The sequence below is a fragment of the Sinorhizobium psoraleae genome (assembly GCF_013283645.1).
GTDB lineage: Bacteria > Pseudomonadota > Alphaproteobacteria > Rhizobiales > Rhizobiaceae > Sinorhizobium > Sinorhizobium psoraleae.
Map to the genome: position 1 here is coordinate 916241 of NZ_JABEKV010000001.1, position 20327 is coordinate 936567.

Sequence of the window (20327 nt, forward strand, 5' to 3'; positions counted from 1 at the left end):
GATTGAGGCTGTCTTGAGCGACGAGCTAACGGCTCTTATGGCGCCCGGTCACGTGGGAAATACGCGACACAACATAACAAACGACAGGACGCCTCTTTCCACAAAATCGTAAGTGGGACTGCACTCTCGTCGATCAACGGACTCCTCCAAAGCCGCACCTCCATTGAACAGATGGGGGTGAAAATGCTAGCTGCGTGGCGGAAAAATTCTGTTGCGGCGGCCCATGCTCCCGAAAATCGAAAACTACGACGAACTTTACCGCGATTTCCGCTGGCGGATTCCGAAGCGCTTCAACATCGGTGTTGCGGTCAGTGATGCCTGGGCGGAGCGCGAACCGGAGCGCGTCTGCCTTCAGCATTTCAGGCCCGACGGCGGGCATCTGTCTCTGACCTATGGTGAATTCGCGGCGCGCTCTTCCGCCTTTGCCGGTGGATTGGCGGATCATGGTGTGAAGCGCGGCGACCGTGTCGCCATCTTCCTGCCGCAGGGCTTCGAGGCCGCGATTGCGCATGCCGCGATCTACAAGCTTGGCGCGATCGCCTTGCCGCTTGCTTTGCTGTTCGGCGTCGATGCGCTCGAATATCGCCTGCTGGATGCCGGGGCGACTGCGATCGTCACCAATCGGTTCGGCTATGAGCGGCTTGCGGCGATCCGGGCGAAGTTGCCGGAACTCGGCCTCATCGTGCTTGCGGAAGAGGCGGATGAGCCCGGGACGGTTCGTTTCGACCGGCTCGCGAACAGCGGAAAGCGTTTTGCGGCGGCCGAGACGACGCCGGACGATCCGGCGCTGATGATCTATACCTCCGGGACAACGGGTCCGCCGAAGGGCGCGCTGCACGGCCATCGTGTCCTGCTCGGCCATTTGCCGGGCTTCCAGTTCCATCATCATTTCCTGCCGCGCCCGGGCGACCGGATGTGGACCCCGGCCGATTGGGCCTGGGCTGGCGGTTTGCTGAACGCACTATTGCCGTCGCTGCTGCTCGGCGTGCCGGTCGTTTCGTCGCCGGCCCAGAAGTTTGATCCGCATGTGGCTTTCCGGATCATGGAAGAGATGGACGTCCGCAACGCCTTCATCCCGCCGACGGCGCTTCGGCTCCTGAAGGCCGTCGACCGACCCCGCGACCACTACGCCCTCACGCTGGGCACGATCGGTTCTGCGGGTGAGTCGCTCGGGCGCGAGACCTTCGAATGGGCAAAGGCTGCGCTCGGGATCGAAGTCAGCGAATTCTACGGCCAGACGGAATGCAATATCGTGATCTCTTCGGCGGCAAATCTCGGCGTCTTGAAGCCCGGCTCCATGGGCAAGGCCGCGCCCGGCCATCGTGTGGCGATCATCGACGGCGAGGGTCGCGTCCTGCCGCCGGGCACGGTCGGGCAGGTGGCTGTGAGGCGCCCGGACCCGGTGATGTTCCTCGGCTATTGGCGCAACGAGCAGGCGACGGAAACGAAGTTCATCGGGGACTGGATGACGACCGGCGATCAGGGCGTGATGGATGCGGAGGGTTACTTCACCTTCTTCGGCCGTGACGACGACGTCATCACCTCGTCGGGCTACCGCATTGGTCCCGGCGAGATCGAGGATTGCCTGGCCGGCCACCCGGACGTTCAATTGGCGGCGGCCGTCGGCAAGCCCGATCCGATCCGTACGGAAATTGTCAAGGCCTATGTGGTGCTGAGACCCGGCGCTTCTGCCGATGAGGAGACCGCGGCCGGGATTCGCGACTGGGTGAAGACGAGGCTCTCCATGCATGAATACCCGCGCGAGATCGAGTTCGTCGACAGCCTGCCGTTGACCACGTCGGGGAAGGTGATCCGGCGGCTTCTGCGCGACCGGGCGGCTGCGGAAGCATCTGCTGCATGTTCCCTTGAATCGTAGCCGATTTAAGGGAACATGCAGCAATTGAAAGTGCCACAGCGTCCTTTGTGCGTCTGGCAAGATGCGTCGCTGTAGAGAGCAGTAAAGCGGGACTGCGCGTCAACGGCCGGCAAGCGCGCGTATCTTCTCGCGCAGCAATCGCGCCATGTTGCGGGTGTTGCGATAGAGGTGGAGCTGGGTGGCGACCTGGCGGACATCGCGGTCACGGTTCTGCTGCAGGCCGATGACGAGTGTTCCCATTTCCTCGCGCTCCTGCCAGAAGCGGCCTATTACCGGATGGTCGGGCACGGCGCAGGAATCGGAGCGGGCTATATTGGCATCGTCGAGGTGCCATTCCGTCAGTTCGGCGAGCAGCAGCTTGCCTGGCGAATATTTGGCATATCGCTCGTCATAGGTCGTCTTCCACGTATAGGCTTCGCCGGCCATGAGCAGAACGACCATGGCGGCGATCGCCCTGCCATCGAGATCGAGCGTGTGGATGCGGACGCTGTCCGTCTCGGCGAGATTGGTGATCGCCTCCCTGGCGAAGGCGGCGCGGAAGCGATCCATGATCATGGCGCTGCGCTCTCGCCCCTTCCAGCCGGAAGCCTCCAGCGCCAGGAATTCCTCCATGCGCAATCGGATTTCCTCCGGCCGGCGCGCGACGTTGTAGATCAGCTGTCCGTGCTTTTCGAGGTTCTTCCACTGGCGCCGCAATTCCTTGAAATGCGGGCGTTTGATCGCCTTGCGCAGATAGGTCGGGCCGTCGAGCAGGCTTTCGAGCATCGGCCGTTCGAAGGTGTCGGTCACGGTCAACGGCAGGTTTTCGCCGATCGCGACCGCGCGGGCGAGCTGTGCGAACTGGCCCTTGAGCCTCACATCCGGCAGCACGAGCACCGGCGGCAAGCCGGACGAGGGGGCGGCCAGCGCTTCATAGAGATTGCTGAGCGTTTCGGCCGCGTCTTCCGCGTCGAGCAGCGGTACGCCCAAGGGACCGAATGGGTTCGACCAGGCACGAATGATGGTCGCGCCGATCGCGAAGCCGGGCTTCTCGATCGAGAACGGCATGAGGAAGCGCATCCGGCTGCGGTGTTCGTCGCTGTCCCGGATCACGGCGAGCCGGATTACCCGGTCTTCAAGGCGCGGCATGGCCGGAGCGAGAAAGCGGCCGGTAAAGAATATGTTCGGTTCTATGGCACGGTTCGAGAGGAAATCGAGCTCTCGCTGCAGCTCGTAGCCGGCCTTTGCGGAATAGATCGAGAGATATCGGCCGGGCCGCCCGACGCTGACGGTCTGCTCGGGCTGCAACGAGTCGAAGCCAGGCTGGGCCAATCCGGCGAGCAGGCGGCTCGCCCTGCTGTTTGCGTCTCCGGGAAGGGGGGTGTTGCCGATCATGGACGGATCGCCTCGTTCTTGTCGTTGCCGCGTCCTCTGCCCGCGAAAGCGAGGAGCGGGATGTCGAAAGTGCGTCTTGCAGCGAGGTGCAGAATTGCCGCCTCGACGAACATCGCGCCGGCGGTGGCGAGCGCTGCGCCCGTCAGGCCGAAAGCCGGGATGAGAACGAGGTTCAGCGCGATGTTGACGGCGAGAGCGGTGGCGTAAAGGATCACACAGAGCTTCTGTCGGCCAGCCATGGTGAGCAGCGTTTCGACGGGGCCGACGAAAGCCTTGGCCAGAATGCCGGCAAAAAGGATCGCCATCAACGGCGCGCCGGCGGTAAAGGCCGGGCCGAACAGCGACAGCAGGAACCGGCCGGCGAGGAGCACCGCGCCGCCCATCGCGAGCGAGGGCCAGAAGGACCAGTGCGCGCTTTCGGTCGCGATTTCGGCAAGTTGGCGGTGATCGCGGGCAGCCATCGCCTCGGAAAAGCGCGGCCCGGCCGCTGCCTTTACGGCGAACATGACAAAATGCACGAGAGCCATAGTCTTGGCGGCCGCGAAGTAGATCGCTACGTCATCCGGCGGCAGGTAGAGCCCGACGATCACGACGTCGGAATTGGTCAGCAGGAAACCGAAACCGTCGACGAGAAATATCGGCACGGAGAGGCGCAGCCACGGTCCGAGTTCGATCTTCATCGGCCCGCGAACGTACCGCCTGCGGAGGCGCCGTGTCATTGCGAGAAACTGCCCGAGCGTCGTGACGTAGGTGGCAGCCAAGGCGGCGATCATTGCGGTCTTCGCCGTGTTGGGCAATCCGGCGGCGGTGGTGGCGAGCACCATGAAGGCGAGGATGAGCAGCGGCCGGATGATGAAGGTGGGGCTCATAGCGGCGAACGGCCAGCTGTGCGCGCGTGCGGTGCCGTCCATGACATCGCCAAGTGCGATCATCGGCAGGGCGACAAGGCCAAGATAGAGGGCGACGAGATAATAGCGCTCGATCATGTCGGCAAAGAACCAGAGACCAATGCCACCGAGCGTGGCCAGCGCAGTCGCCGAAAGGAGCGCAAAGACGCGCGAGACCGTGGTGAGGCCGCGGATTTCCGCCGCGGCGTCGGCCGTTTGATATTCCGGCAGAAAGCGGATTACGGCCGTGTGCAAGCCGAGGCAGGACAGGTTGCCGAACAGGATGGCCAGGACCCAGACGAAGACGAAGACGCCGTATTCGAACTCGCCCATGAGACGAGCGAGAACGATCTGCGAGACGAGGGCAATGGCTGCGCTGAAGATGCGGATCGCAAAGGCGATCAGGGCCGTGCGTTGCGCGCGGCCCTTGGGGTCGGTGCTGGAGGCGATCGATCCAAGCCTGCCCGGCAGCGGAGACAGGCGGTGCCTCAGCGCCGACGGCAGCATTCGTCCGGCCGATTGACATACCGCCATGAACACGAGGACACCCTGATTCTACGCAATACAGGGCTTCACTTCTGCCAGATCAGCGTTAACAAACGGTTCAGCGCGGCCATCTCGACGACGGCCATCACCATCCGATTCGTGAAAATCAGCGCCGGATCATGCGGTAGGAAAAGCCGAAGGCGCGCCTATGAAAATGCCGCCCGAAGGCGGCATTCGATCACGCTTCATACGTTCCATGGCAATGCTTGTATTTCTTGCCGGAGCCGCAAGGGCAGGGCTCGTTGCGCGATACCTTGCCCCAGGTCGAGGGATCGGCCGGATTGCGGTTCGTTGGCGCGACGGCCAGCAGCGACGCTCCGGACTGCGCGAAGTCGTCCTCGCCGGTCAGCGGGTCGATGTGATGACCTTCCATCGGCGGCAGCGGCTGCGGTGCTTCGGGTGCCTCGCGCACCAGTTCGACGCGCATCAACTGTGCCGTCACGGCCTGGCGGAGATTGCCCAGCAGGGCCTGGAACAGTTCGAACGCCTCGGACTTGTATTCCTGCAGCGGATCGCGCTGAGCGTAGCCGCGGAAGCCGATGACCGAACGAAGATGGTCGAGGTTGACGATGTGTTCGCGCCAGAGATGGTCGAGCGTCTGCAGCACGACAGAGCGCTCGACATATTGCATGACGTCGGGGCCGAAGCGTTCGGTCCGGTCGGCCGCTGCCTTGTCGGCGGCCTCCCTAATGCGTTCGAGAATATCGTCCTCGGCAATACCCTCTTCCGCAGCCCACTCGGTGATCGGCAGGTCGAGATTGAGATACTGCTGGACGTCCGCTTTCAGGCCTTCGACGTCCCATTGCTCGGCATAGGCGCGCTCGGGAATCCTCTTGCTGACGACATCCTCGATCACTTCGTTGCGCATGTCGGTGACCGTCTCGGTGACGCTCTCCGCATCCATCAGTTCGATGCGCTGCTCGAAGATGACCTTGCGCTGGTCGTTGAGCACGTCGTCATATTTCAAGAGGTTCTTGCGGATGTCGAAGTTGCGTGCCTCGACCTTTTTCTGGGCCCGTTCGAGTGCCTTGTTGATCCACGGATGGACGATTGCTTCGCCTTCCTTCAAGCCCAGCTTCTGCAACATGCCGTCCATGCGGTCGGAGCCGAAGATGCGCATCAGATCGTCCTGGAGCGACAGGAAGAACTTCGAGCGGCCGGGATCCCCCTGACGGCCGGAGCGGCCGCGCAGCTGGTTGTCGATGCGGCGGCTCTCGTGGCGCTCGGTGGCGAGAACATAGAGACCGCCGGCGGCGAGCGCCTTCTCCTTGAGCTTCTGCACCTCTTCGCGGATCGCCTTTTCGCGCGCTTCGCGCTCGGGGCCGGGCTCTATCTCGTCCAGTTCCTGCTGGATGCGCATGTCCGGGTTACCGCCAAGCTGGATGTCGGTACCGCGGCCGGCCATGTTGGTCGCGATCGTGATCGCGCCGGGCACGCCGGCTTGCGCGACGATATAGGCTTCCTGCTCATGGTAACGGGCGTTCAGGACCTGGAACTTCGAGAAGCCGCTCTTCTTCAGCATTTCGGCGAGAAGCTCGGATTTCTCGATGGAGGTGGTGCCGACGAGCATCGGCTGGCCACGCTCGTGCGCCGACTTGATCTCGTCGATGATCGCCTTGTACTTCTCGCCGACCGTGCGATAAACCTCGTCGTCCTCGTCGATGCGCATGATCGGCAGGTTGGTCGGCACTTCGACCACTTCGAGTCCGTAGATGTTGCCGAACTCCTCGGCTTCGGTCGATGCGGTGCCGGTCATGCCCGCAAGCTTATCGTACATGCGGAAGTAGTTCTGGAAGGTGATCGAGGCGAGCGTCTGGTTCTCGGGCTGGATCTGCACCTTTTCCTTGGCTTCCAGCGCCTGGTGCTGGCCTTCGGAATAGCGGCGGCCCGGCATCATGCGGCCGGTGAACTCGTCGATGATGACGATCTCGCCGTTGCGCACGATATAGTCCTTGTCGCGCGTGAAGAGCTTGTGGGCTTTCAAAGCATTGTTGACGTGGTGGACGATCGCGACGTTCTCGATGTCGTAAAGCGACTCGCCTTTCAAGAGGCCCGCCTGCCGCAGCATGTTCTCGAGCTTCTCGGTGCCTTCTTCGGAGAAATTGGCCGAGCGCTGCTTCTCGTCGATTTCGTAGTCTTCCGGCGAGAGCAGCGGAATGAACTCGTTGATCGTATTGTAGAGGTCGGAGCGGTCGTCGAGCGGACCGGAGATGATCAGCGGCGTGCGCGCCTCGTCGACCAGGATGGAGTCCACTTCGTCGACGATCGCGAAGAAGTGACCGCGCTGCACCATCTGCGAGCGCTCGTATTTCATGTTGTCGCGCAGATAGTCGAAGCCGAGTTCGTTGTTGGTCGCGTAGGTGACGTCGCAGGCATAGGCGTCGCGGCGCTGCTCGTCGGTGAGACCGTGAATGATGACGCCGGTCGTCATGCCGAGGAAGCCGTAAATCCGGCCCATCATGCCGGCGTCGCGCTGGGCCAGATAATCGTTGACCGTCACGACATGCACGCCCTTGCCGGCAAGCGCGTTGAGGTAGACGGGCAAGGTCGCGACGAGCGTCTTGCCTTCGCCGGTCTTCATCTCGGAAATGGCGCGCTCATGCAGGATCATGCCGCCGATGAGCTGGACGTCGAAGGGACGCAGGCCGAGAACGCGGCGCGCGGCTTCGCGCACGACCGCAAAGGCCGGCACGAGGATGTCGTCGAGCGTCTTGCCTTCGGCCAATTGCTGGCGGAATTCCGCGGTTTTTGCCGCCAGCGCTTCGTCGCTCAACGCCTTCATTTCGGCTTCGAGAGCGTTGATGGCGTCCACCCGGCCCTTGTAACCACGGACGCGGCGCTCATTGGCGGAACCAAACAACTTGCGGGCGAGGCCGCCGAGACTGACCATACGAATGGCCCTTTCTTTATTTGTCGCCTGGGGTTTCAGGTTGGGCTTGAAAAACCGCATAATGCCATGAAACGCCCGGAAACTGTTCTGGACGCGAGGTTGCGTGACAGATAAGAGGGGGGTCGGATTATGTCAACGCACTTGCACAGCCGGAAGGCTACAGAACGGCCATATTCTGGTGTTGTGCAGCCGCAAGGGCCAGAGGCAATCGAGCTGGCGGCCAAAGGTGAAAGGTTAGTGAAATGTCCAGATACAAGACTTTGGCGGCCGCGGCATTCGTCGTGGCAATCGCTGTGCACGGAGCGCGCGCCGAAGAGACCGATCCGGTGATCGCGACAGTTGGCGGGCAGGAAGTCCGTCAGTCCGAACTCAATCTCGCTCTCAGTGGTCTTGATCCGCAGCTTCAGCAGATGCCGGAAGAACAGAAACGCGCCGCGGCGCTTTCGGCCGTCATCGATGTCAAGCTTCTGGCTAAGAATGCCGAGAAGGAAGGCCTGCAGGACGACGCCGTTTTCAAGCAGCGTATCGCTTACCTTACCGAACGCGAGCTCCACAATGCGTTCTTCAAGAAACATGTCGTGGACGCGGTGACGAAGGAAGAAGTCAAGGCCCGCTACGACAAGGAAGTTGCCGCCATCCCGGCACAGGAAGAGATCAAGGCCCGCCATATCCTGGTGAAGACCGAGGATGAGGCCAAGGCCGTGATCAAGGAGCTCGAGGCAGGCAAGAGCTTCGTCGAGCTCGCCAAGACCAAGTCGTCCGATCCGAACAAGGATGAGGGCGGCGATCTGGGCTACTTCGCCAAGGGGCGGATGGTGCCCGAATTCGAAGAAGCAGCATTCGCCCTCGAAAAGGGCGCCTATACCAAGGCCCCGGTGAAAACACAGTTCGGCTTCCACGTCATCCTTGTCGAGGACAAGCGTCCGCAGGCGCCGCCGACCTTGGAACAGGTCGAGCCGCAGGTGCGTCAGCTCGTCATGCGCGACAAATACCTGGAGCTTCTGGCTTCCGCGAAAAAGGAAACCGGCGTCGAAATTTCGGATCCTGCGCTCAAGAAGGCCTACGACGAGGCCAACAAGCCGCAGGAAACGAAGTAAGTTCTCGCAGGATGTCGTTTCGCCTGCTGCATGTTTCCTTAAATCGTAGCTGACCTAAGGATAAGAACATGCAGCAATTCCAGGTGCTACAGCGTCCTTTGCGCGTCTGATGAACGCGCGGCGCTCTAGAGGGGCGGAGCGACGTCCGGTCCCGCTCATCGTCGATGCCCGACGGCGCGATGCCGCTCGGGCATCGTCGCAACATTATCCAGGCTTCTCCAAAGCAGGTTTAACCATGTCCGGCTCCGTTTCTCCGCTTGCTCCGAAAACCTTCGCCGAAATGCCGCCGCTTCGAGGCGTGCGCATGGCAACGGCCGCGGCGGGGATCAAGTACAAGAACCGCACCGACGTGCTGATGATGATCTTCGACGAGCCCGCCGCGGTTGCCGGCGTCTTCACCCGATCGAAATGCCCGTCCGCACCGGTCGATTTCTGCCGCAAGAACCTCCAGGCAGGCGTCGCGCGCGCCGTGGTCGTCAATTCGGGCAATGCCAATGCGTTCACGGGCAAGAAGGGGCGGGAGGCGACCGAACTCACCGCGCAGTCCGCAGCCAAGGCTGTCGGATGCAGCGAGAGCGAGATCTTCCTGGCCTCGACCGGCGTGATCGGCGAGCCGCTCGATGCAACCAAATTCGCCGGCGTGCTCGATGGTCTTGCTGTTTCCGCCAAGGAGGATTTCTGGTTCGAGGCGGCCAAGGCGATTATGACCACGGACACTTACCCGAAGGTCGCGACCCGTAGAGCCGAGGTCGGCGGCATCACCGTGACGATCAACGGCATCGCCAAGGGGGCCGGCATGATCGCGCCAGACATGGCGACGATGCTCTCCTTCGTCGTGACCGATGCCGACATCGCGCCGGAAGCACTTCAGGCCCTGCTTTCGGCTGGCGTCGGTCCGACGTTCAACTCTGTCACGGTCGACAGCGACACCTCCACCTCCGACACTCTGATGCTGTTTGCGACCGGCGCGGCGGCGAAGGACGGTCAGGCAAAGGTGGTCGACGCCGCCGATCCGCGCCTCGAGGCCTTCCGCACCGCCCTCAATGATGTGCTGCGCGATTTGGCTCTCCAGGTGGTGCGCGACGGCGAAGGCGCCCGCAAGATGGTCATCGTGACCGTCGAAGGTGCGGAGACCGATGCCGCCGCCAAGCGGATTGCGTTGTCGATCGCGAATTCGCCTTTGGTCAAGACGGCCGTTGCCGGAGAGGATGCGAACTGGGGCCGCGTGGTCATGGCCGTCGGCAAGTCCGGAGAGATGGCCGAGCGCGACCGGCTGGCGATCTGGTTCGGCGACGTGCGTGTCGCCGTGGAGGGCGAGCGGGATCCGCATTATTCGGAAGCGGCTGCGAGTGCCGTCATGAAAGGCGAGGACATTCCGATCCGCGTCGACATCGGCCTCGGTTCGGGCCGCGCGACCGTCTATACCTGCGATCTGACCAAGGAATATGTCGAGATCAACGGCGACTACAGAAGCTGACGATTTCGCGTGATCGGTATCCGGGACCCGGGGTTTAGGGTGAATGACATCGAACGACAGGCGGCGGCCGACGGAAGGCGCGGCGGTTGGGGAAACGATCATGGTTGATCTTCCGAGTGTGCGTCGGCTGGAAGCCGTCGGCTTCCGCGCCTGGCCGGCTGCGAACGTTCAGTACGACGGCAGTTGGCTGATCCGTCTTACGGCCGGACACGCTTCCAAACGTCTGAACTCCGTCAATCCGCTTGATCCGTCGGATTACCGCGACATTGCCATCCGGCTTGAAAAGGCAGGCAAGCGCTTCTCCGACTACGGTCGTCAGCTCACGGTTCGCCAGACGCCGCTGACGCCGCCGCAACTGATCGCCCACATGGACAGTGAAGACTGGGCCGCATTCGGACACAGCCTGGTGCTGACGGCCGATCTCGCCGAGCGCGACTTCGGCGATGGCATCGATCACCTCCCGATCAAGGATATAGGCCGCTTCGTCGATGCGCGTATCCTGATCGGCAAGGAGGAGCCGCAGACCAAGGCGGCGCTCACCGAAATCATCAATGCCATCAAACCGGAATGCGGTCTGTTCCTGTTCGAAGACCTCGAGATCGGTCCGACCGCGGTGTCGCTGGTAGTTCAGGACAATGATCTTGCCGGCATCATGCAATTCGCGGTGGCCGAGGCCGTGCGCCGAAAGGGCGTCGGTTCGGCGCTGCTCGATGCGTCGCTCCGCTGGGCACGCCTCAAGGGCGCGAAGAAGGCCTGGCTGCAGGTGGAGGCCGAAAACGAGGCGGCGGTCGAACTTTACCGTAGGGCCGGCTTCACCGAAGTCTATCGTTATCTCTATCGGACACCTACAGCGCCGAGCGTCTCTTCAGACGCACAAAGGTCGCTGTAGCACTTTGAATTGCATGTTTTTTCCTTTAATCGGCTCCGCTTTAGGGAACATGCAGAAGGGGCTGAATGGATATGCAGAGAAAGAAGATCGTGCTGGTTGCGGCCTGCGCTCTCGTCGATTCCGACGGCCGCATTCTCCTGGCACAGCGTCCGGAAGGAAAGCCGCTTGCCGGGCTCTGGGAGTTTCCGGGGGGCAAGGTGGAGCCGGGTGAAACGCCCGAGGTGACGCTGATCCGGGAGCTTGAAGAGGAACTCGGCATCCGCACCAAGGTCGCATGTCTTGCGCCGCTCACCTTCGCGAGCCACAGCTATGACGACTTCCATCTGCTGATGCCGCTTTATGTATGCCGGCGCTACGAAGGCTTCGCCGAGGGGCGCGAGGGCCAGACGATCAAGTGGGTGCGGCCGAAGGCGCTGCGCGACTATCCGATGCCTCCCGCGGATGAGCCGCTGATTCCATTTCTGATGGATTTGCTGTGACCGGTCCAACCTCGGCTGGAGCCCTTGCCTGATCGCTTTGGTCCCGTAAAAGCTCGATTTTTAGCGGAAAATCCCAAACTTTATTAATCAAAAGTTTATCACCCTCCTGCAATGATAGGGCCATCAGTTTCGGTGCCCGGCGGCTTCTGACGTGGCACCGGTTTCGAGCAGGTGTGGTCAGGTCGAGGCTTGGGAAGGATGCTTTCGCCCGCCGCTCTTTACGTGTTTGCGAGGCTGGGATGGTGGACGAAGATTTCTGGAGGACAGTTCAGGACAAGGATCTGGCGGCGAGCCAGGCCCGCCGGACGGGCGTGCTCAATCTGTCGCTGCTGTTCGGAACGGCGGTGATCGCGCTGACGCTGATCCTCACGCCGATGCTGTCGTCAAAGACGGACAAGCGCATGTTGGCGAATACGCCGATGGGCTACGACAATATTTCGACCGGCTCGATTCCCTCGAACGGTACCAGCCGGCGCTACACAGTCCGCCGCAGCGTGCTGCAGGAGACTCCGGGCGCCGTCTGCATCATCGATGCGGATGGCAGCAAAAGCGGATGCTGAGCTGATCGAAACGCCGGGGCAAGTCAAAGTGCTACAGCGTCCTTCAAGCGTCTGATGAGGCGCGCGACGCAGCGTCGTTTACTTCTCTTTCAACGGATGTTCATCGACGCCGAGCGCCTCGGAAAGCCTTTGCTTCGCGGAGCCGGGCTTCAAAGGCTTTTGCTGGCTCTCGTGCGGGGCCCAGCCAGAGACGTAGATGATCGAAAACGTTGCGCGAACGCGGCCGTCGGGGTCGGAGAAACGCTCCGCGTAGAGCTCGGCCGCCCTCAGGAAAAACCGTCGAGAGACGGGCGCGCGGCTACGCGCCGCCAGCGGGTTGGCCATGCCCATGGCCCTCAGGTCCTTGAGCAAACCGAAGAGGGAATCGTAACGGACCGTATAGATTTCGGCGTCTGCCACCGGCAGGGCAAAGCCAGCCCGCTGCAGAAGGGCGCCCATTTCGCGGACGTCGGCAAACGGAATGACCCTCGGGCTTGCTCCGCCGGTCAGTTCGGCTTCGGCCGCCAGAAGCGTGTCGCGAAGCTCCTGCAGCGTGCCGCTCCCCGGGATCGCCGCGAGGAACAGGCCATCCGGCTTCAATACCCGCCGGGCCTGAATGAAGACCCCTGGCGTATCGTTGGTCAGATGCAGCGAAAGCGGCGACACGACAAGATTGAGGGATTCCGGCGCGGCGGGAATCTGCTCCAGTGGGGCGACCGTAACAGGTTGATCGGCGGAACCGAAGCCCTCGTCCGTTTCCACCCTCTCGATGGTTCCGACCTTGCCTGTCGCCGCAAGACACTCGGCTGTGAGCCCGGTGTAACCGTGCAGTTCCATCGCGCGATCGAACTGCCGCTCGACCACACTCACGCGGTCGGCGAGCTCCCGTGCCACGATATCGAGCAGGAAGGTCGCCTTCTCGTCGGCGTGAAGCAGGGCCCTGTGGCGGCGCGCCTCAACGAGGCTCTGGTCAAAGATGATTTCCACGATACTCTCTCCGAAATCACGGATGCAAAGAAACCCTGACGTGGACAAAGTCAACCATGTGGAACCGGAAGGATGGCGAAATCGGGCCCTGCGTTGGGCGGCGCTGTTGCGCCGATTCGGGACCGACGCTGTCGGCATCGTCTTTCCGCCGGTCTGCTGCGGTTGCGGCCGGTTGACTGGACATCATCATGCCGTTTGCCCGGCTTGCTGGTCCGGCCTTCGGCTGATCGAGCGGCCCTATTGTGAGATCCTGGGGCTCCCCTTTGCTTTCGACCCCGGACCGGGTTCCGTCTCTCCCGAAGCGATCGCGGAGCCGCCCGTCTTCGACCGTCTTCGTTCTGTCGCGATCCACGAAGGTGTCGTGCGCGACCTTGTCCACGGTTTGAAATACCGCGACCGCACCGATCTGGCGCCGATGATGGGCGAATGGATGATCCGTGCGAGCGACGGAGCGGTGGCGGCGGCCGACATGATCGTGCCGGTTCCGCTGCATGCATTCCGCCTCTGGCGGCGAAAGTTCAATCAGGCCGCGGAACTCGCGCGGGTCATTGCGGCGCATGCGGAAAAACCCTACCGGCCGGACGTGCTTCGTCGCATCAAACGCACCAGCCGGCAGGTCGGCCTCGGCGCCCGGGCGCGTGAGGAGAATGTCCGCGGCGCCTTCGTCGTCCCTGAAAGCGGCAGACCGGGTCTCAGCGGGAAAAGAATTGTGCTCGTGGACGATGTATATACGACCGGTGCAACCGTCTTGGCCGCCACCCGCGCGCTGAAGCGGGCAGGGGCCGGGGACGTCACGGTTTTGACCTTTGCAAGAGCAATGTCCGGTCCTATATGACTACAGCGCAGCGCGCCTAATAAAACGCGCAAAGGTCGCTGTAGCACCTTGAAATGCTACATGCTTTCTTGACTGGGAAGCGGTTCAAGGAAGCATGTAGCGGCAGATGTCCGGCATCGATGCCGGTGAAGGAGCGGTTCAGGATCATGGCTTCGGTCGTCATTTATACGCGTCAGTTCTGCGGCTATTGCTCGGCAGCAAAGAAACTTCTCGAAACCAAAGGCGTCACCTTCGTCGAGCACGATGCAACCTTTGATCCGGGCATGCGCCAGACGATGATCGAAAAGTCCAACGGCGGCACGACGTTTCCGCAGATTTTCATCAACGACCTCCACGTCGGTGGCTGCGACGACCTGCACGCGCTCGACCGCGCCGGCAAGCTCGACGAACTGCTCGCTGCCTAAAGGTTTGATGCGCAGCCGTCGCGCATGACCAAAGCTTGGCGTGCGTGAAGATGGCTATGGAGACAAGAAAGATGAGTTTCAAAGCAGCTGCCGTCCAGATGTGTTCCGGCGTCGATCCCGCGAGAAACGTGGAGATGATGGCGAAGCTCGTGCGCGAGGCGGCCGCTCAAGGCGCGACCTATATCCAGACCCCGGAAATGACCGGTGCCATCCAGCGCGATCGGACGGGGCCTCGTTCCGTACTGAAGCACGAGGCGGACGACATCATCGTGCGCGAGGCCGCCAACCTCGCAGGAGAACTCGGCGTCTATCTCCACATCGGCTCGACGCCGATTGCCCTTGCCGACGGCAAGATCGCCAATCGTGGCTTCCTCTTCGGGCCGGACGGGGTCAAGATCTGCGACTACGACAAGATCCACATGTTCGATGTGGATCTTGAGAATGGTGAAAGCTGGCGCGAGAGCGCGGCGTACCGCCCCGGTGCTACCGCGCGTGTCGCCGATCTTTCCTTCGGCAAACTGGGCTTTTCCATCTGTTACGACGTCCGCTTCCCCGAGCTCTTCCGGCAGCAGGCGGTTGTCGGTGCCGAGATTATGTCCGTGCCTGCGGCCTTCACCAAGCAGACCGGTGAGGCGCATTGGGAGATTCTGCTGCGCGCCCGCGCCATCGAGAACGGGTTTTTCGTCATCGCCGCTGCGCAGGCCGGAAAGCATGAGGACGGCCGTGAAACCTTCGGCCATTCGATGATTGTCGACCCGTGGGGTCGCGTGCTCGCCGAGGCCGGCCCGACCGGGGAGGGGGTCATCGTAGCCGACATCGACACTGCCGCAGTGCATCGCGCGCGCGCAAAAATACCCAATCTCAAGAATGCCCGCAGTTTCGTGCTGGATGAGGTGACGCCGACCGGGAAAGGGGGCGTTGCAGCGTGATCCGTTACAATCTGTCGTGTGATAATGGTCACGACTTCGAAGGCTGGTTCGCGTCGAGCGGCGACTTCGATTCCCAGGTCGAGCGGCGTCTGGTCGCCTGTCCCACTTGCGGCTCTCACTCCGTCAGCAAGCAACTGATGGCGCCTTCGGTATCGACCGCACGCAAGAAGGAGGCGACGCGCGCGCTGGTGATGGATCGGGCCCAGAAGGAAACGATCGCCAAGATCCGCGAACTGGTCAATTCGATCCGCGAGAATGCGGAAGACGTCGGCGAGCGTTTTCCGGAAGAGGCGCGCAAGATCCATTATGGCGAGGCCGAGCAGCGCGGGCTGATCGGCAAGGCAAGCGCGGAAGAGGCGATCGCGCTTCTGGAAGAAGGCATCGAGATCGCACCCTTGCCGGCGCTGCCGGATGATGCCAACTGAGAGTGATAATCACGACGATTTGGGTCGGCCCAGAGACGAAGTGCCCGCTGCGATCGCCCGCCAATTCAAGCGGTTTGTGAGGCGTAGAAGGTCGACATGGAGGCGTAGACCGAGCGGGCCCCTCCTATCTGTGGGGAGAAGAGCGGCACCCCTTAGGTCAGACCGGCCGCTTGGCGACGATCATGTAGTTGACGTCCATGTCCCTCGACAGGTTCCATTGGTTTGCGAGCGGGTTGAAGAACACGCCGGTGCGATCGGCGATTTCCATGCCGCTGGCCTGGAGCGGTTTTTCGAGTTCCTCCGGACGAACCAGTTTCTCGTACTGGTGGGTGCCGCGCGGAAGCCAGCGCAGCAGGTTTTCCGCGGCGAAGATCGCGAGCGCCGCGGCTTTTACCGTGCGGTTGATCGTGGCTATGAACATCAGCCCGCCGGGCCGAACCATATGGGCGCAGGTGGATACGAAGAAGTCGACATCGGAGACATGCTCCACCACCTCCATATTGAGGACGATGTCGAAGCTTTCGCCGGCTTCGGCGAGCGCCTCTGCCGTGACTGCGCGATAATCGACGGAAACGCCGCTGCCGGCGGCGTGGGTCTTGGCGATGCCGATATTCTTTTCCGATGCATCCGCCCCGAGAACATCTGCGCCCATGCGCGCCATCGGTTCGGATAAGAGCCCGCCTCCGCAGCCGATATCGAGCAGCCGCAGGCCTTTGAGCGGCTGCGAGCCTTTGGGGTCACGGCCGAAATGTTCCGACGCCTTGTCGCGGATATAGGCAAGCCGCACCGGATTGAACTTGTGCAGCGGGCGAAACTTGCCGGTCGGATCCCACCATTCCGCCGCCATCGCGGAAAACCGGTCCACTTCGCTCTGGTCGATCGTGGTGCGCGCCGTCTCGGTCATCGGGATGCCTCCGTATTGTTCAGAGCGGACGAGGAAATTGTGACACCGCTTTCGCCGCATCCCGCTCCAATTGCCCTAGGTGAAGTCGGCTGATCCGGGAGCGATGTCAAGGGGATCGTTCAGCCGTCGCGTTGGCCGTCAAGGCTCCACGCGCCCCGGAATCGCTTGTCCATCTTTTCTCCTCCCTTCCGATTCCTCAGATCAAGCGGACTGCGGCAGGTAACGACGCCGGACTTGAGCGGGCGCGGACGGCATCGCGTTTCCCCGAAGCCGATCGCTGCCGACGCGATGAATGGAAGCGGTTGCGCTGGTTTCGGCCGAGCTTTGCAGCGTCCCGCCAGCGGGCGGGACGCTGCACGGTGCTCACGCCTGACCTGTTGTCGCGGAGGCAAAGAAATCCTCCGGCCCCTCGACCTCGACGACCCGCCGGTTCTCGATCAGCCAGAATCGATTGCTGACGGCGCGCACGAAGCTGCGGTCGTGCGAGACGAGAAGGCAGGTCGCTTGGTTGGCCATCAACTCCGATTCCAACGCTTCCTGTCCTTCGATATCCAGGTGGTTGGTCGGCTCGTCGAGCAGATAGAAGTTCGGCTCGGTAAGCCTCAGCACGAGCATTGCGAGCCTTGACTTTTGGCCACCCGAAAGAACACCGACCGGGCGCGTTTGCAGGTCGATGCCAAGGCCGGCACCCGCCAGCAGGGCGCGCGCCCTTTGATCGCCGATCTCGAAACGGCGACCGAGAGCGGCAAGCGGCGTGTCGTCATCCGGCAGGCCGGCAAGCGCCTGGTCGCTGTAGCCGAGCACGAGCGACGGGGTTGTCTTGATCCTTTCGGATGCGCCATCCGGTCCGGATATTGCTGTCTTGATCAGGTTGACGAGACGCGATTTTCCGGCGCCGTTGTGCCCGAGCAGGACGATGCGGTCGCCTTGGCAGATCCAGCGCTTGCCTGTCTTGAAGAGCAGGCGCCCCTCCGGAGTCTCCACGGATGCGTCGTCGAGCGTTACCAGGATCTTGGCGTGCGTGCCCCGGTTGGCGAGCCGAATGGCGCCGGATGACCGTTCTTGGAAGCCCGGCCGTGCTGAATCTTCCAGACGCTCCGCCCGCTGCCGCAACTGTTTCGTCTTGACGGTCAGGAGATCGCTGCCGGAGTTGATGCCGATATTGTTGAGCTTGGCCGCCTGCCGGCGCAGCTGCTGGGCGGTCTTCATCTCCTTTTGGTAGCGCCGCTCGTCTGAGGCATCGATCTCGTCCAGGGCATCGCGGGCGCGAGAATAGGGAAGCGAGAAGACATGGGACTGCTCCGGCCGCAGAAACAGCGTCCGGTTGGTCGTTGCGTCGAGAAAGGCGCGGTCATGGCTGGAGATCAGCACGGGAACATCACGGGGCAGGCTATTGAGCCACGTCTCCAGCTGCATGATCTTGGCGAGGTCGAGGTGGTTGGTAGGCTCGTCGAGCAGAAGCGCGTCCGGATCCGTAACCGCCGCGCGGGCAAGCAGGGCAAGCCTCTGCCATCCACCGCTCAGTGCCGCGACCGGGCGGTCGCGAAGCTCCGGCGGAACTTCGAGCGAGTCCAGCATGACGTCGACCCGCCAGCTCTCGGTTTCCGCCTGTTCCTCCGGCAGTACCTGGCGGACAGCATCGTAAAATGACTTGGTGAAGATGGCGGTCGGCACAGCTTGTTCCACATAGCCGATGGTGAGACCGCGCGAGCGTGTGATTTCACCGGCGGTCGGATCGAACCCGCCCGCGATGCATTTCAAGAGCGTGGATTTTCCTCGGCCGTTGGCAGCGACGATGCCGATACGGTCACCGGCTGCGACCGCAAGGTTGAGGTTCGAAAAAAGCGGCGCACCCAAGGTGACGCCGAGATTCCTGACATTGATCAAGGCCATTGTCGTTCTCTGGACTGCCCGAGCTGAGGCTTCGCATTTCCGACGTCAATTGCGGAAGAAGCGAAGCGGGTGGCCGATGCGAACGTTAGCGTCGCTCGGGCCACTCGGCTCGGTTTGATGACGATAGGCGGCGCCAGTGAACTTATCGTTCGGCGCTGCACGACGACTGGGCAGACCAGGAGGTGATGAGAATGAGCTTCAGTCTCTGGTCAGCCCTGCAAACGCATCTGCAGGGCGGAGACGGGGCCACGCTGGCGGTGGTGCCGGAAGTATGTGATCACGCGCAGCCCTCCTTCATCAATCGAGTTGCGGTGCGTTGATAACATTGCAGGCAAGGACTTGCAACCTGGGGGCGGCGAGAGGCCCGGGACCGGTTCCAGACACCGGCCGGAACCTCGGGCATTCCGTCGCCTTGCCATTGCACGTCGCCCGTCGATCCGCTAAGAGACGCCGCGACTTTCCGCTCCCCGAAGCGGTGACTGGCCGATGTCCGAGAAGTCCCAAGCTTTTTTGATCGTCAGCCGTCGGCGGGGACGCTTTCTCTGTCGCGCGCTCGCGCGCAAACATCGGTACCGGTAGAGGCGAAATGGCACGCATCGTTATGAAATTCGGCGGAACGTCCGTCGCAAATTTGGAACGCATCTACAATGTCGCCCGCCATGTGAAACGTGAAGTCGAGGCAGGCCACGAGGTTGCCGTCGTCGTTTCCGCCATGTCCGGCAAGACCAACGAACTGGTCGGCTGGGTGGAAAACATGCCGAAGGTCGCCGGTTCGAACGCCCCGTTCTACGATGCGCGTGAATACGACGCCGTTGTCGCCTCCGGTGAGCAGGTCACCTCCGGGCTGCTCGCGATCGCGCTGCAATCCATGAACATCAATGCGCGTTCCTGGCAGGGTTGGCAGATCCCGATCAAGACCGACAATGCCCACGGTGCCGCCCGCATTCTCGACATTGATGGCGCCGATATCATTCGCCGGATGGGTGAGGGCCAGGTTGCGGTCATCGCCGGGTTTCAGGGTCTCGGTCCGGACAATCGCATGGCGACGCTCGGCCGCGGCGGCTCGGACACCTCGGCCGTCGCGATCGCTGCTGCCGTTAAGGCCGACCGCTGCGACATCTACACCGACGTCGATGGCGTCTACACGACCGACCCGCGGATCGAGCCCAAGGCGCGGCGGCTGAAGAAAATCGCCTTCGAGGAAATGCTGGAAATGGCCTCGCTCGGTGCGAAAGTGCTGCAGGTGCGCTCGGTCGAGCTTGCCATGGTGCACAAGGTCCGCACTTTCGTGCGCTCTTCTTTCGAGGATCCCGATGCGCCGGGCATGGGTGACCTTCTGAACCCGCCCGGAACGCTGATTTGTGATGAGGATGAAATCGTGGAACAGGAAGTCGTAACCGGCATTGCCTATGCCAAGGATGAAGCTCAGATTTCGCTGCGCCGTCTGGCAGACCGGCCGGGCGTTTCCGCCGCGATCTTCGGGCCCTTGGCGGAAGCGCATATCAACGTCGACATGATCGTGCAGAATATCTCGGAAGACGGTTCGAAGACGGACATGACCTTCACCGTTCCCTCCGGTGATGTCGACAAGGCGCTGAAGGTGCTTTCCGACAACAAGGAAAAGGTCGGCTACGACGTCGTGCAGTCGGAATCCGGCCTCGTCAAGGTCTCGGTGATCGGTATCGGCATGCGCAGCCATGCGGGCGTCGCCGCATCGGCCTTCCGTGCGCTTGCCGAGAAGGGCATCAACATCAAGGCGATCACAACCTCCGAGATCAAGATTTCCATCCTGATCGACGGTCCATATGCGGAATTGGCGGTTCGCACTTTGCATTCCGTCTACGGTCTGGATAAGAGTTAAACAGCAGGCAGTTGATTTGGGATTCGCGACCGATC

At 62.1% G+C, this 20327-nt stretch carries 18 protein-coding genes; 12 read left to right on the forward strand and 6 right to left on the reverse strand.

The window, feature by feature from the left end:
- Positions 1 to 223: 223 nt before the first annotated feature.
- Positions 224 to 1876 (forward strand): AMP-binding protein, encoded by a 1653-nt coding sequence (locus ILFOPFJJ_RS04150; RefSeq protein WP_173509284.1) that lies wholly within the window; start codon positions 224 to 226, stop codon positions 1874 to 1876.
- A gap of 99 nt (positions 1877 to 1975) precedes the next feature.
- Here ILFOPFJJ_RS04150 and ILFOPFJJ_RS04155 read toward each other — a convergent pair whose 3' ends face one another.
- The 3 genes from ILFOPFJJ_RS04155 to secA all read right to left on the reverse strand — a co-directional run bounded on the left by ILFOPFJJ_RS04155 (position 1976) and on the right by secA (position 7573).
- A complete protein-coding gene (locus tag ILFOPFJJ_RS04155; protein ID WP_173509285.1) occupies positions 1976 to 3250 on the reverse strand; it encodes a GNAT family N-acetyltransferase in 1275 nt (424 codons plus the stop codon).
- Complete coding sequence (locus ILFOPFJJ_RS04160) at positions 3247 to 4644, reverse strand: lipopolysaccharide biosynthesis protein (RefSeq protein ID WP_173510149.1); 1398 nt, start codon at positions 4642 to 4644, stop codon at positions 3247 to 3249. The genes ILFOPFJJ_RS04155 and ILFOPFJJ_RS04160 overlap by 4 nt, the downstream gene beginning before the upstream one ends.
- Before the next feature lie 217 nt (positions 4645 to 4861).
- A complete protein-coding gene (secA, locus tag ILFOPFJJ_RS04165) occupies positions 4862 to 7573 on the reverse strand; it encodes a preprotein translocase subunit SecA (RefSeq protein WP_173509286.1) in 2712 nt (903 codons plus the stop codon).
- A 242-nt stretch (positions 7574 to 7815) separates the two neighbouring features.
- Between secA and ILFOPFJJ_RS04170 the strand changes: the two genes are divergently transcribed.
- The 5 genes from ILFOPFJJ_RS04170 (at position 7816) to ILFOPFJJ_RS04190 (ending at position 12075) form a co-directional block, all read left to right on the forward strand.
- Positions 7816 to 8670: a peptidylprolyl isomerase gene (locus ILFOPFJJ_RS04170; protein WP_173509287.1), complete on the forward strand. Its 855-nt coding sequence runs from the start codon at positions 7816 to 7818 to the stop codon at positions 8668 to 8670.
- A 235-nt stretch (positions 8671 to 8905) separates the two neighbouring features.
- Positions 8906 to 10147, forward strand: coding sequence for a bifunctional glutamate N-acetyltransferase/amino-acid acetyltransferase ArgJ (argJ, locus tag ILFOPFJJ_RS04175; RefSeq protein ID WP_173509288.1), 1242 nt, complete (start codon positions 8906 to 8908; stop codon positions 10145 to 10147).
- Between the two features lie 43 nt (positions 10148 to 10190).
- The gene (locus ILFOPFJJ_RS04180; RefSeq protein WP_173509289.1) at positions 10191 to 11036 is read left to right on the forward strand and encodes a GNAT family N-acetyltransferase; all 846 of its coding nucleotides are present in this window, start codon (positions 10191 to 10193) and stop codon (positions 11034 to 11036) included.
- A 71-nt stretch (positions 11037 to 11107) separates the two neighbouring features.
- The gene (mutT, locus tag ILFOPFJJ_RS04185) at positions 11108 to 11515 is read left to right on the forward strand and encodes an 8-oxo-dGTP diphosphatase MutT (protein ID WP_173510150.1); all 408 of its coding nucleotides are present in this window, start codon (positions 11108 to 11110) and stop codon (positions 11513 to 11515) included.
- A gap of 239 nt (positions 11516 to 11754) precedes the next feature.
- Complete coding sequence (locus ILFOPFJJ_RS04190; protein WP_173509290.1) at positions 11755 to 12075, forward strand: hypothetical protein; 321 nt, start codon at positions 11755 to 11757, stop codon at positions 12073 to 12075.
- Positions 12076 to 12153: 78 nt separating this feature from the next.
- On the opposite strand, the gene ILFOPFJJ_RS04195 is transcribed toward ILFOPFJJ_RS04190, so the two are convergent.
- Positions 12154 to 13041, reverse strand: coding sequence for a methyltransferase domain-containing protein (locus tag ILFOPFJJ_RS04195; protein ID WP_173509291.1), 888 nt, complete (start codon positions 13039 to 13041; stop codon positions 12154 to 12156).
- 88 nt (positions 13042 to 13129) lie between these two features.
- Between ILFOPFJJ_RS04195 and ILFOPFJJ_RS04200 the strand changes: the two genes are divergently transcribed.
- The 4 genes from ILFOPFJJ_RS04200 to ILFOPFJJ_RS04215 all read left to right on the forward strand — a co-directional run bounded on the left by ILFOPFJJ_RS04200 (position 13130) and on the right by ILFOPFJJ_RS04215 (position 15634).
- Complete coding sequence (locus ILFOPFJJ_RS04200) at positions 13130 to 13876, forward strand: ComF family protein (RefSeq protein WP_173510151.1); 747 nt, start codon at positions 13130 to 13132, stop codon at positions 13874 to 13876.
- Positions 13877 to 14022: 146 nt separating this feature from the next.
- Complete coding sequence (grxC, locus tag ILFOPFJJ_RS04205) at positions 14023 to 14280, forward strand: glutaredoxin 3 (protein WP_173509292.1); 258 nt, start codon at positions 14023 to 14025, stop codon at positions 14278 to 14280.
- A gap of 71 nt (positions 14281 to 14351) precedes the next feature.
- Positions 14352 to 15209, forward strand: coding sequence for a carbon-nitrogen hydrolase family protein (locus ILFOPFJJ_RS04210; RefSeq protein ID WP_173509293.1), 858 nt, complete (start codon positions 14352 to 14354; stop codon positions 15207 to 15209).
- Positions 15206 to 15634 carry a DUF1178 family protein gene (locus ILFOPFJJ_RS04215; RefSeq protein WP_173509294.1) on the forward strand — a complete coding sequence of 143 codons (429 nt, stop codon included), beginning with the start codon at positions 15206 to 15208 and terminating at the stop codon, positions 15632 to 15634. Before ILFOPFJJ_RS04210 ends, ILFOPFJJ_RS04215 begins: the two co-directional genes overlap by 4 nt.
- A gap of 157 nt (positions 15635 to 15791) precedes the next feature.
- On the opposite strand, the gene ubiG is transcribed toward ILFOPFJJ_RS04215, so the two are convergent.
- A complete protein-coding gene (gene ubiG / locus ILFOPFJJ_RS04220) occupies positions 15792 to 16538 on the reverse strand; it encodes a bifunctional 2-polyprenyl-6-hydroxyphenol methylase/3-demethylubiquinol 3-O-methyltransferase UbiG (RefSeq protein ID WP_173509295.1) in 747 nt (248 codons plus the stop codon).
- Positions 16539 to 16901: 363 nt separating this feature from the next.
- A complete protein-coding gene (locus ILFOPFJJ_RS04225) occupies positions 16902 to 18431 on the reverse strand; it encodes an ABC-F family ATP-binding cassette domain-containing protein (RefSeq protein WP_173509296.1) in 1530 nt (509 codons plus the stop codon).
- Between the two features lie 191 nt (positions 18432 to 18622).
- Here ILFOPFJJ_RS04225 and ILFOPFJJ_RS35935 point away from each other — a divergent pair, with 191 nt between their 5' ends.
- Together ILFOPFJJ_RS35935 and ILFOPFJJ_RS04230 are read left to right on the forward strand one after the other, a co-directional pair.
- Positions 18623 to 18751, forward strand: a complete 129-nt coding sequence (locus ILFOPFJJ_RS35935) for a hypothetical protein (RefSeq protein ID WP_269281869.1) — start codon at positions 18623 to 18625, stop codon at positions 18749 to 18751.
- A gap of 266 nt (positions 18752 to 19017) precedes the next feature.
- Positions 19018 to 20292 carry an aspartate kinase gene (locus ILFOPFJJ_RS04230; protein ID WP_173509297.1) on the forward strand — a complete coding sequence of 425 codons (1275 nt, stop codon included), beginning with the start codon at positions 19018 to 19020 and terminating at the stop codon, positions 20290 to 20292.
- The last annotated feature ends 35 nt before the right edge of the window (positions 20293 to 20327 follow it).